12 protein-coding genes are annotated in these 11,598 nt (G+C 33.2%); 10 read left to right on the top strand and 2 right to left on the bottom strand.

The window, feature by feature from the left end; all coding sequences use genetic code 11:
• The first annotated feature begins 137 nt into the window (after window positions 1-137).
• The 10 genes from dacB (at window position 138) to LO744_RS10570 (ending at window position 8,771) form a co-directional block, all read left to right on the top strand.
• A complete protein-coding gene (dacB, locus tag LO744_RS10615; protein ID WP_230669239.1) occupies window positions 138-1,508 on the top strand; it encodes a D-alanyl-D-alanine carboxypeptidase/D-alanyl-D-alanine endopeptidase in 1,371 nt (456 codons plus the stop codon).
• Window positions 1,509-1,515: 7 nt separating this feature from the next.
• On the top strand, window positions 1,516-2,673 hold the full coding sequence (locus LO744_RS10610; protein WP_230669238.1) for a sensor histidine kinase: 1,158 nt from the start codon (window positions 1,516-1,518) through the stop codon (window positions 2,671-2,673).
• A gap of 67 nt (window positions 2,674-2,740) precedes the next feature.
• Window positions 2,741-3,409, top strand: coding sequence for an ABC transporter ATP-binding protein (locus LO744_RS10605; RefSeq protein ID WP_230669237.1), 669 nt, complete (start codon window positions 2,741-2,743; stop codon window positions 3,407-3,409).
• A gap of 10 nt (window positions 3,410-3,419) precedes the next feature.
• On the top strand, window positions 3,420-3,992 hold the full coding sequence (locus LO744_RS10600; protein WP_230669236.1) for a murein L,D-transpeptidase catalytic domain-containing protein: 573 nt from the start codon (window positions 3,420-3,422) through the stop codon (window positions 3,990-3,992).
• Between the two features lie 14 nt (window positions 3,993-4,006).
• Window positions 4,007-4,771, top strand: coding sequence for a DUF6263 family protein (locus LO744_RS10595; protein ID WP_230669235.1), 765 nt, complete (start codon window positions 4,007-4,009; stop codon window positions 4,769-4,771).
• Between the two features lie 18 nt (window positions 4,772-4,789).
• On the top strand, window positions 4,790-5,467 hold the full coding sequence (radC, locus tag LO744_RS10590) for a RadC family protein (protein ID WP_230669234.1): 678 nt from the start codon (window positions 4,790-4,792) through the stop codon (window positions 5,465-5,467).
• Entirely contained in the window at window positions 5,464-6,372 is a 909-nt protein-coding gene (locus LO744_RS10585) for a hypothetical protein (protein WP_230669233.1), read from the top strand. The genes radC and LO744_RS10585 overlap by 4 nt, the downstream gene beginning before the upstream one ends.
• A gap of 108 nt (window positions 6,373-6,480) precedes the next feature.
• Window positions 6,481-7,377 carry a phytanoyl-CoA dioxygenase family protein gene (locus LO744_RS10580; RefSeq protein ID WP_230669232.1) on the top strand — a complete coding sequence of 299 codons (897 nt, stop codon included), beginning with the start codon at window positions 6,481-6,483 and terminating at the stop codon, window positions 7,375-7,377.
• A gap of 248 nt (window positions 7,378-7,625) precedes the next feature.
• Window positions 7,626-8,138, top strand: coding sequence for a DUF7935 family protein (locus tag LO744_RS10575; RefSeq protein WP_066675677.1), 513 nt, complete (start codon window positions 7,626-7,628; stop codon window positions 8,136-8,138).
• A gap of 21 nt (window positions 8,139-8,159) precedes the next feature.
• Window positions 8,160-8,771 carry an inorganic pyrophosphatase gene (locus tag LO744_RS10570; RefSeq protein WP_230669231.1) on the top strand — a complete coding sequence of 204 codons (612 nt, stop codon included), beginning with the start codon at window positions 8,160-8,162 and terminating at the stop codon, window positions 8,769-8,771.
• 77 nt (window positions 8,772-8,848) lie between these two features.
• Here LO744_RS10570 and LO744_RS10565 read toward each other — a convergent pair whose 3' ends face one another.
• Together LO744_RS10565 and LO744_RS10560 are read right to left on the bottom strand one after the other, a co-directional pair.
• Complete coding sequence (locus tag LO744_RS10565) at window positions 8,849-9,817, bottom strand: SphA family protein (RefSeq protein WP_230669230.1); 969 nt, start codon at window positions 9,815-9,817, stop codon at window positions 8,849-8,851.
• Between the two features lie 40 nt (window positions 9,818-9,857).
• Window positions 9,858-11,564, bottom strand: coding sequence for an amidohydrolase (locus LO744_RS10560; protein ID WP_230669229.1), 1,707 nt, complete (start codon window positions 11,562-11,564; stop codon window positions 9,858-9,860).
• Window positions 11,565-11,598: the final 34 nt, after the last annotated feature.

Here is an 11,598-nt window from a genome sequence, read left to right as displayed (position 1 = left end):
AAAAAACTTAAAAATTAAAATTCTATAAATTATATTTATTTATAGATTCAAAATAGAGTTTATAGAATTTCATTTACATACAAAATGGTTAAGAGTCGAATGATTCTTATCTTTATATTTTAATAAATAATATTTCCATGAAGAAAACCTTTGTATTTCTTACCCTTTCTACACAAATTATTTTTGCTCAAAATATTGCTCAAAAATTAGATGATGCTACAAAAAATCTAATGAATTCCTCTTTAGCTATTTCATCTAATCTATCTTTCTACGTTTCAGATGAAAGCGGAAATCTTGTGTATGACTTTCAGGGAAATAAAGGACTTTCAACAGCTTCAACGCAGAAAATTTTTACTGCAGCAGCAGCTTTGGAAACTTTAGGCAAAAATTATACGTACAAAACAACATCCTCATATTCCGGAACAATTTCTAATGGAAATCTAAACGGTAATCTTTTCATCACATCCAATGGTGATCCTACTTTGGGAAGTTGGAGATATGAAGGCTACAAACCTGAAAATTTTAGGCAAAAACTGATTGAAGCCATCAAAAAATCCGGGATTACAAAGATTTCAGGAGATTTAGTCATTGATGATTCTTATTTTGACCATCAAACCATTCCCGGAGGTTGGCCTTGGGATGATTTAGGAAACTATTACGGAGCTGGAGTTTGGGGAGTCAATTGGCGAGAAAACCAATTCGATATCAATATCAATGGTTCAGATTTTAAAAGTTTTTCTTATCCTTTAGAAGGAGTAAAATGGCTGAATGATTTAAAAGCAGCCGGAAATTCAGATCAAAGTTTAATTTTTACAGCGCCTTATTCTAGCGTTGCTTTAATCAACGGAAGTTTACCGGCAGGAAAAGTAACTACCGTTTCGGGATCTGTTCCTAATCCGCCATTGCAATTGGGGGTAGAAGTTCAGAAATGGCTGAAAGAATCAGGAATTGATTTTTCAGGAAAAGTAGTCACTCATGCTCAATTGGAAATCGAAGGTAAAATCGTAGAAACTCCAAAAAACAATATTTTTTTTACTTACGAATCGCCGACTTTAGATAAAATAATTTATTGGTTTCTGAGAAAATCTGTGAATTTATATGGCGAAAATTTAATTAAAACCTTGGGTAAAGAGAAAAAAGGCAATCCAAGTTTCAAAAGTGGAATTGCTTACTTAAAAGAATTCTGGAAGGCTAAAGGAATCAATTCAAATATGATCAATTTTGCTGATGGAAGCGGACTTTCGCCACAAAATTATGTTTCTGCAAAAGCACAGGTTCAGGCTTTAATTTACGCTAAAAAACAACCCTGGTTTGAATCGTATTATGACGGATTTCCTACTCAGGATAATGGCATGAAAATGAAAAGCGGAACCATGCGCGATACCAAATCCTACGCAGGCTACCAAACATCTAAAGACGGAAAAAAGTATGTATATTCGATTATTATCAATAATTATCAGGGTAGCGGAAGTACAGAACTACAGAAGATTTTGAATGTTTTAAAATAAAATAGAATTGAAAAAAAGATCCATATTCGCCAGATTCAACAACTGGTTTATTTTTTCGCTGATGACATTGGTGGTCGTGGCCATTGTAATTGCTTCAACAATGGTCGTCAATTACTTAAAGAAGGATGAAGTAAAGAGAGTTGATATTTTGGTGAAAGCTATAAAATTTCAACAGGATGTTACCCCAAGTCTTGAAGTTCAGGAGCTGCTTCTTGCTATTTATAGTTCAAACACAACGATTCCTGTGATTATTTTAGATAAAAATGATCAGCTTATAGAGTATAAACATTTGCCAAAAGAAATTGGCGATGATCCTCAAGCTATCATTGCTGAAGCAAAAAAAATGGAGAAAAAATATCCGGCCATAGAAATAAAAGTTCAGGGTGGAAATGATCAATATGTGTATTATGACAACTCAAAAATGTTGAATAACCTTCAATATTTCCCTTTTCTTTTAGGATTTTTTGTGCTGTGTTATTTCTTATTTTCTTTCTGGTTTTTAAGGACAGTTAAAAAAACTGATGAAGGTTATCTTTGGGCTGGTTTGGCAAAAGAAACAGCTCATCAAATCGGAACTCCGTTATCGTCAATGATGGGATGGATGGAAATCATGAAGCTTGAAAACCCCGATTCTGATGGTGTAAACGAAATAGAAAAAGATATTGAAAGACTCAGAACAATTTCTGAAAGATTCTCAAAAATTGGTTCCGTTCCCGAATTGAACGATAGTAATTTTAATGAAACCATTAAAGAAAATTACGATTATCTGAAAACAAGAATTTCAAAGAAAATCGATTTTACACTATTGCTTCCCACCTACAATATTTTGGTTCCGCACAATAAAATTCTGATGAGCTGGGTGATTGAAAATCTGGTAAAAAATGCTGTTGATGCAATGAAAGGGGAAGGCACTTTACAAATGTCGGTTTTTGAACGTAACAAAAACATTTTGGTTGAAGTAAAAGACAATGGAAGCGGAATGACAAAATATCAGGCTCAAAATGCTTTTAAGCCAGGGTATTCTACAAAAAAAAGAGGTTGGGGATTAGGTTTAAGTCTTGCAAAAAGAGTTGTACAGGAATACCATAATGGTGATATTAAAATCTCTCAAACAGAAGTAGGAAAAGGAACTACTTTTAGAATTGTGATTAAAAAAGAAAAATAATAAAAGAAATTAATGCCAAAAGCTAATTGCTAAAAGCCAGAAGCAAAAATTTCACTATTTTTGAAGCATGATTAAAGCGAGTAGTATCCATAAATCTTATGGAAGTCTGGAAGTATTAAAAGGAGTTGATATTCACATCAAAACTGGGGAAGTGGTCTCTATTGTTGGAGAATCTGGTGCCGGAAAATCTACATTATTACAGATTTTAGGAACTTTAGACACGCCTTCAACTCCTAAAAATTACGAGACTGAAATTTTGCTGAATGACCAATCTTTCATTTATATGAGCGATAAGCAGATTTCAAAATTCAGAAACCAGAATATTGGTTTTGTTTTTCAGTTTCATCAGTTACTTCCTGAATTTACTGCTTTAGAAAATGTTTTGCTGCCTACCAGAATTGCAGGAACCAGCGAAAAGGAAGCTTTAGATAAGGCTTATCAATTGTTTGAAGATTTAAAAATCGCAGAAAGAGTTCATCACAAACCCAATCAGTTATCGGGTGGTGAAGCACAGAGAGTTGCTGTGGCAAGAGCTTTGATTAATTCTCCGAAAATTATTTATGCAGATGAGCCGACAGGAAATTTAGACTCGAAAAACGCTGATGATCTTCACCGATTATTTTTCGATTTGAGAGATAAATACAACCAAACTTTTGTAATTGTAACACATAATCCACAATTGGCAGAAATTACAGATCGCAAACTGGTGATGAAAGACGGATTAATCATTGAATAATTTTTCAATTATGAAATCTCTCATTTTTGTATTTATATTTTTTATTTCCTGTACTCAGTCAAAAGCTCAGGAAAATATAGATGTTTTGCCTAAAGAAAGAATTTCAGAGCTTAAAAATTATATTAAAGATAAAAACTACAATCAAAATCTGGCAGTTTTCATTAATTTTAAAATTCATTCAGGAAAGTATCGGTATTTTGTCTATGACTTGAAAAATGATAAAATAGTACAGAAAGCAATTGTATCTCATGGGTCAGGATCAGTAATTCCGAAATCGAATCAGCTTAAATTTTCTAATGTTGAAGGTTCTTACCAATCTTCTTTAGGGAAATATGAAATTAGACAAAGTTATGTAGGGCAATTTGGTAAAGCCTATCGCTTACAAGGTTTAGATTCTACCAATAGTAACGCTATGCAGCGAGCGATTGTTTTGCATTCTTTTGGATGTGTTCCTGATCAGGAATCTCAAAATTTGGCATGTTTAAGCTTAGGTTGTCCTATGCTTTCTACAAAAGCTTTTAAGGAAACAGCAAAGATTTTAGACCAATCAAAAAAGAGTATTATTTTATATGCTTTTTACTAAAAAAACAATAATTGATGAAAAAAACTTCTACCATTTTATTTATTTTAACTCTCCTTGCTTCTTGTCAAAAAAAAGAAATACATAAGGAAGACTTGTCTTTAAACCTTAAAAAAGGCTACGAACAGACTTTGATTTATACAACCTCGACCGTTGGGAACAAAAATGGTGAAATGAACGATACTACAGAAGTAAAATATAAAGTAGATTCTGTAGATCAGGATAAAAATTATTACATCACCGGTGAAGTTCTTAGGATGAATTTTAGTCAAAATATGTTTGGTGAAACAATTTATTATGATTCGAGGGATCAGTCAAATTCAGATTTTGGATTAGGTGCTGAAATAAAACCCGTCATCAATAATCCTTTTACATTTAAAATAGATAAACACGGGAAAGTTCTTGAAAAGCATAAGTTTAAAGCTGAAATTTCGAAAGATTTAGACCCAAGCCAATACACTCTTATTCCTCTGTCTTTTCCTAACGAAAGCGTAGATGTAGGATTTATGTGGAAGGGCAAAGTCATAAATACGTTAACGAAATTTTTACCCGTAACTACAGATTACACCTACAGAGGGATAAAAGACGGTAAAATTGAAGTTTCTGTTCTTTCAAGAATGTCGGGAATGTCTAATGTTTTAAAAGATACGGAGATTAATGGTAAATATCTTTTTGACAGCAAAACCAAAGCACTGATTTCTGCAGAAAGACAAATGCCTGTACAATCGGGTGGTGGAACAGTTACTTTTGAAATTATTCAAAAAATGGAAGGTTTTAATTAAAATTTAATAACCAAACTTATGTCTATAAAATTTTTGGCAGAAGATGACAGACCGAGAGAAAAGTTTTTACTGAAAGGTAAAAACTCACTTTCTGATTCTGAGCTTTTGGCTATCATTATGGGCAGCGGAAGCAGAGACGAAACAGCGGTAGAATTAGCAAGGAAAATTCTGGCATCGGTTGATAATAATTGGCATCAGTTGAGTTTATTAACGATTAAAGATTTAATGAAATTTAAAGGAGTGGGGGAAGTAAAAGCAATTTCAATCGCCACAGCTTTAGAAATAGGAAAAAGAAGAGCGAGCCAGGAAATCCCCGAAAAGCCAACGATTTCAAGCAGTAAAGATGCTTATAACATCCTGAAACTACATTTATCAGACCTCAGAACCGAAGAGTTTTGGGCTATTTTTTTGAACCAAAGCAATAAAGTAATTCACATCGCCCAGCTTACACAAGGCGGAATTAATCAATCAATTGTAGACATCAGAATACTTTTTAAAATAGCTTTAGACCATTTTTCTACAGGCATTATCATTTCGCACAATCATCCGTCAGGAAATTTAAAACCAAGCGAAGAAGACCTCAATATCACCCAAAAAGTGAAGGAAGCAGGAAATGTTATGAATATTCAGCTTTTGGACCATTTAATTATTACACAAAACACATATACAAGTTTTGCAGACGAAGGATTATTATGATTAGAAGATTAAAATATAATGAAATTGATTTTGAAAAATACACTCAATGCCTTGAAAACTCCGCACAGCGAAAATACTCTGCCGCAAAACAGTTTTTAGATATTTCTTCTGACAAAAAATGGGAACTTTTGGTGTATGGAGATTACGAAGCTGTAATGCCGGTTCCTTATGTGTTTAAATCGGGGATTAAAATCGTTCATAATCCTATGCTTTGTCAGCAATTAGGGGTTTTTTCAAAAGAAGATAATGTAGAAATTAATGAGCAGTTTCTTGGTTTCTTAGAGAAAAATTATCTTATCAGAATTTATAGTTTTAATGAATTCAATCATTTTAAAACCTCTTTAAAATCTAAAAAAAACTATCTTATTTTACCTAATGATTATGAGACTGTTTATTCTAAATATTCACCAAAAAGGAAAAGAAAGCTTAGGCTTGATGAAGAAATCGTAAAGAATTCTGAGATTAAAAATATTAGTTTTTCTCAGGCTGAAAGCTTTATTAAAGAGAATTTTTTAGGAGCAGATAAAGAAGAAGATGTAGAGTTTTTCATGAATATTTTTAAAAATATGTATGAGGCAAACTGTTTGAATTTTTCGGCTTTTTATCTCAACCAAAGAGTTATCAATATTATTGTAATGTATGTTGATGATTTTAATGCAGCACTTTTGGGAACATTTAATGATAAAGAATCCGTTAAAGTATCGGGAGCTTCTGTTTTGATAGACAAGTATATAAAAGAAAATATTCAAACAAAAATATTTGATTTTGAAGGGAGCGAATTACCGAATGTGGAAGAGTTTTTTAGAGGCTTCAGACCGGAGCTTCGTCCTTACCATTTGATTGAATATTCAAAAAAAGACATCATTAAAAAATTGCTGAACTTGAAATTTATCATGAAACTTTAATTTAATCACGCTCTTTAGAATAGTTCTACATATTATTCTTAAATTTATAAAAGTATTTACAAACTAATCGCAATGCTAAAGAAGATTCGCAATTATAAGTTGCCCTACATGATTTATAATTTTTTCAATAAAAAAAAATTACAGCATAACATTCCGCTTTATAAAAAATACGGACTTGATAAAAGCTACTTTTCAAGCATCTCAAGCAAAGATTTTGCCCATTTACCTGAAAATGAAAGGATATTTGATGAGCAAAAACTATTCGATACAGAGTTTTACAAGAATCTTTCCGAAGAAAATAAAACCAGTGCCGCAGGTTTTGACGATAAAGGGTTCTTAGTTTTGAGGAATTATATTAAACCCGAAACTGCAGATCAAATCAATGATGAGATTGAGAAACTGATGAAAGCGGGAACCATAAAATTTCGTTATGGAGGCAAGTTGATGTTTGTTATTCATCATTCTGAAATCATTAAAAATATTGGAAATGATAAAAACCTACTCGAATTTTTATCGGTTTTGATTGATGGAGATGCCAAATTGTTTCAGAGCATCAATTTTATCAATGGAAGCCAGCAAAAAACACATTCAGACAGCATTCACATGACGACTTATCCTTTGGGTGGCCTTCTCGGAGTTTGGATTGCCCTAGAAGATGTAGATGAAACAAATGGTGCTCTACATTATATTCCGGGAAGCCATAAACTTCCGTATTTCCTGAATTCTGATTACGATAATGAAGGAACTCCATTTAAAATAGGTAAGAAAAGCTATTTGGCTTACGAAGAGTATCTAGAAAATAAAGTGAAAGAATTAGGATTAAAAAAGGAAATTTTCAGAGCTAAAAAAGGAGATCTTTTGATTTGGCATGCCAATATTCTTCACGGTGGCGAACCACACTTAGACAAAACAAAGACAAGAAAAAGCTTAGTGTATCATTATTTTGATGAGAAAAGCGTGTGTTATCATGAGGTTACCCAAAGACCTGCCTTATTTGAATTGTAAATATACCTAAGAAAACGATCTTTTTTGATAGCTTTATCTTATTAATCTCTACAAATCCTTAATATTACATTGTTGATGCTATCTATTTTTCTTAGATTTTTGATTTTTCCACCGATGGTCAACAGAATGATGATTGGTTATTATCTCATCATTATTCTTAGTTTAGTTTACATTCAAAGTTCAAAAGAAGATTTATTTAAAAAACTTTCCTAAGAGCCAATTTATTAGTAATTTTGCTACCTCAAATTATGACAGATTTTTCAGACTATTTACCCTATGCAGCCGCATTAGTTATAGCAATTCCGTTTTTGGTTTTGCTGAGACAATTTGTGTATTCGTACATCAACTTAAAAAATCAGGAGATAAAACTACTTTCTGTAAAATCTAATTCTGAAAATAAAACCCATTCTTATGAAAGAATGACTCTTTTTTTAGAAAGGATAAAACCTTCAAACCTTATTCTTAAGTTTGATAAAGACCTTGCAGCTCACGAGTTTGTATTTCTTACCGAGAAAACCATCAATGAAGAGTTTGATTATAATGCTTCACAGCAACTTTATTTAACAAAAAATTCATGGCAGAATATCGTAGATTCTAAAAACGCAATCATAGATTTGCTGCACAAAACTTACGAAAGTCTTAATAACAACCCGAATCTTAATGAATATAAAACCGTTTTTATCATGAATTATATGAATGATAATGATTATATCGGGGCAACAATAGAAGATTTGAGAAGAGAAATTTTAATAATAGCTTAATTTAAATAATAAATATAAATAATGATTCCAAATTTTAAAGCACATCCGTGGCATGGGATTTCTGCAGGGGAAGATGCGCCAAACGTGGTTAACGTATTCGTGGAAATAGTTCCTTCAGACACCATTAAATATGAAATAGATAAAGAAACTGGTTACCTTAAAGTAGACAGACCTCAGAAGTTTTCTAATATTATTCCTGCATTATACGGTTTTGTTCCTAGAACTTACTGTAATGAAGAAGTAATGAGATTAGCGGTAGAAAGTGGTGCTACAGACGTTACGATGGGAGATCATGACCCTTTGGATATCTGTGTATTAAGCTCTCACAATATTCATTCAGGAGGACTTTTGATGGAAGCTATTCCTATCGGAGGTTTCAAAATGATTGATGGAGGTGAAGCTGATGATAAAATTGTAGCCGTAATGGTTAGTGATCACGCATTTGGTCATTTCAGAGATATTTCAGAATTGCCTGAAGCTGAAGTAAAAAGATTGATGCACTATTTCTTAACGTATAAAAACTTACCAGATGAGCCTGCAAAATGTAGAATCCAGGAAGTGTACGGAGCAGAGCATGCAAGAAAAGTAATTATAGCTTCTCAGGAAGATTACGCAAGTAAATTTGGAGGATAAGATTCTCTTTATTTAAGATATAAAAAAGGGTAGATGAACAATTCATTTACCCTTTTTAGTTTTTACAACCTAAATATTTAATGATGAGAAGAAGAAGAAGATGGAATTAAAATATTGACGCCGGCTTGTATTGCCGTTCCTCCAAATCGATTTTCTGTTGCGAAATTTTGAGTAACTCTTGCCATTACTCCAATTTTCATGGGAACTATCCAGTAAGAGCCAAAAGCTCCAATCCCAGCAATTTGATCAGACGCAAAACCTCCGTTAGTCCCTTTATCATCACCTACTTGAGTAGCGTAGTGGGCAAATGCTCCTATTTCGTCTCCTCTTGAGTTTAAGACGTGAGATCCGCCTGCATCAATTGTAAAATGAGTCCCTTCTTTGAAATCGGTGTCTTTTTGCCATTGATTCACCTCTAAAGTCGTTGCCAAACTAATATTGGTTTTAGAGGTTGGCTTCATTTTTCCCGCTACACGAATGTTATGCGACCAATATCCATGTCCTCCGTTATCTAAATCGTGAGGTTTATATTTTCCTGTGGGAGCCCAGACTCCGTAATTAAGAGCGTAACTGAATTTTCCTTTCGTCCAAGATAACCAAACGGGCTGAATGTACATATCGCCAATCCCGATGCTTTTGTTGGTGAAAACATAAGTTCCTGATCCCGTCTGACTAGAATAATAGTCTAAAGCAATATTTGCCGTCGGGCTATTCAGGGTAGGAATAATCATCATTCCCCAATTGGCTCCTAAAACCTTACCTTTTCCTCCATATATTGCCATTAAAATAAAAGAATTGGTGACTACATTTTGTTTAATCTTAAGATCTGTAGGATTTCCAGGAGCTGGATTTATTAATTGATCAGATTTTTTTCCTGAAGCATTATGATAATCCATATTGGCATATCCGTACCAGACTGGGATAATCCATCCGGCATGAGGGGCAAAATAATCATTCGGATTAAAGGAAGATCCGTTGTAATGACCTTGTCCAAATAATATCGTTCCTGAAAATAAAAAAACGATGCATGAGATAATTTTTTTCATAATAAGTTGTTTTTAATGAAAACTATAATTCTGAAATCATTTACTTTCTGGTGTAAACCGGAATGCCTTCTTTTATTGTTTCTAAAACAATAATGCTTCGGATTTTTTCTGGATCTATCGTTACCGGATTTTTATCTAGTATGACAAAATCTGCCAATTTTCCAGCTTTTATTGAGCCTTTTGTTTTTTCTTCCTGAAGTTGATAAGCAGCATTGATGGTAATTGCTTTCAATGCTTGAAGAGGAGTGATTCTTTCATCAGGTCCTAAGATTCGTCCAGAACGGGTTTTTCTGTTAACAGCAGCATAAACGGCAGTAATCAAATCTGGAGGGGTGACAGGGGCATCATGATGAATCGTGAAAATAATCCCTGCTTGCAATGCAGAGTTTGCTGGACTGATAAAAGAAGCTCTTTCAGGACCGAAAACACTTGAGTAATGCCAATCTCCCCATAAATAAGTGTGTGTGGAAAAATAAGAAGGAATAACCCCCAAATCTTTTATTTTTTGAATATGATCAGGGCGGCTATTTTGTACATGAATCAACGTTGCACGCAATTCTGGAGTATAAATATTTTCGTCTTTTAATCTTTTGATAACCCGTATCGCTTGATCTATTGCAGCATCTCCATTTACGTGAAGCTGAGCGGTGATATGATTTTGAAATAAAGTTTTTAAATCTTCGTATAGAACTTCGTCTGTAAATATTGGGAAGCCTTTATAATCTTTAGACTGACCTTCAGGTGGAACAAGATAAGGCTGTGTTAGCCAGGCTGTTTTTCCTTGTGGAGAGCCATCATCAGAAAATTTAAACCCTCCAAGTTTTAAATGATTTTGATATTTCATGTATTTAGGTTTAAAAACATCCAAATCCTTTTTAAAATACTCATAATCTGGAAAATAAACCACATCAACTTTAAATAAATGTTCAGCAGCGGCTTGTTCCAAAAGATCTACACTTTCTCCCATCGTTCTTCCATCACAAATTGTGGTTTGCCCATAACTTAGCCATTCTTCTTGTGCTTTCATAAGATTATTCATAGCCTGAGCTTTAGAATCACCTGTTTTCATTTTTTCGGTAATAGTAAGTAATGCTTTAAAACTTGCATTTTCTTCTAACTTTCCGTTAAGTTTTCCATTCTTATCTCTTCCTAAATGTCCTCCTTCAGGATCTTTTGATGCATCTGATAAATTGACTAGTTTTAGCATCGCAGAATTAGCAACACTAACGTGACCCGAAGTATGAATTACAATAATAGGATTGGTTGTACTGATTGCATCAAGCTCTTCTTTTGTTGGATGTCGGTGTTCTACCATGATGGCATCATCGTATCCATTCCCAATAATAGGCTGATTTTCCGGAATTTTATGCTCTTTTATATAATTTCTAATGGTATTTTGTAAATCTTTAATAGAGTTAACAGTGCCATAAGGTTCAGGAAATAAATCTATCGCTTGTATTAAACCTGCTCTTGAAGTAAAATGACCATGAACATCTATGAAGCCTGGCAATAAAGTTTTGCCTTTAAGGTCAATCATTTTTGTCTTATTATTGACATGATGATTAGCCTCAGTTTTAGATCCTGCAAAAAATATTTTTCCATTTTTTACAACAACTGCCTCCACTTTGGGAGAGGCGTCTTCCATTGTCAAAATAGATCCTCCAAAATAAAGAGATTCTGCAGATTTTCTAGTTTGGCAACTACTGATGAAGAATGCTGAAATTGATAAATAAATTAAAGTTTTCATAATAGTTTTATATAAAATGGTATTGAATAAATTT

This window comes from Chryseobacterium turcicum (genome assembly GCF_021010565.1).
GTDB classification, from domain to species: domain Bacteria; phylum Bacteroidota; class Bacteroidia; order Flavobacteriales; family Weeksellaceae; genus Chryseobacterium; species Chryseobacterium turcicum.
The sequence above is the reverse complement of the archived record's forward strand: the minus strand, read 5'-3'. Positions and strand labels throughout refer to the sequence as shown.

Coding starts and splice junctions, on each gene's coding strand:
- LO744_RS10560 (WP_230669229.1), bottom strand. CDS start 11,564: ATGAAAACTTTAATTTATTTATCAATTTCAGCATTCTTCATCAGTAGT.
- LO744_RS10570 (WP_230669231.1), top strand. CDS start 8,160: ATGATTCCAAATTTTAAAGCACATCCGTGGCATGGGATTTCTGCAGGG.
- dacB (WP_230669239.1), top strand. CDS start 138: ATGAAGAAAACCTTTGTATTTCTTACCCTTTCTACACAAATTATTTTT.
- radC (WP_230669234.1), top strand. CDS start 4,790: ATGTCTATAAAATTTTTGGCAGAAGATGACAGACCGAGAGAAAAGTTT.
- LO744_RS10605 (WP_230669237.1), top strand. CDS start 2,741: ATGATTAAAGCGAGTAGTATCCATAAATCTTATGGAAGTCTGGAAGTA.
- LO744_RS10580 (WP_230669232.1), top strand. CDS start 6,481: ATGATTTATAATTTTTTCAATAAAAAAAAATTACAGCATAACATTCCG.
- LO744_RS10565 (WP_230669230.1), bottom strand. CDS start 9,817: ATGAAAAAAATTATCTCATGCATCGTTTTTTTATTTTCAGGAACGATA.
- LO744_RS10575 (WP_066675677.1), top strand. CDS start 7,626: ATGACAGATTTTTCAGACTATTTACCCTATGCAGCCGCATTAGTTATA.
- LO744_RS10595 (WP_230669235.1), top strand. CDS start 4,007: ATGAAAAAAACTTCTACCATTTTATTTATTTTAACTCTCCTTGCTTCT.
- LO744_RS10585 (WP_230669233.1), top strand. CDS start 5,464: ATGATTAGAAGATTAAAATATAATGAAATTGATTTTGAAAAATACACT.
- LO744_RS10600 (WP_230669236.1), top strand. CDS start 3,420: ATGAAATCTCTCATTTTTGTATTTATATTTTTTATTTCCTGTACTCAG.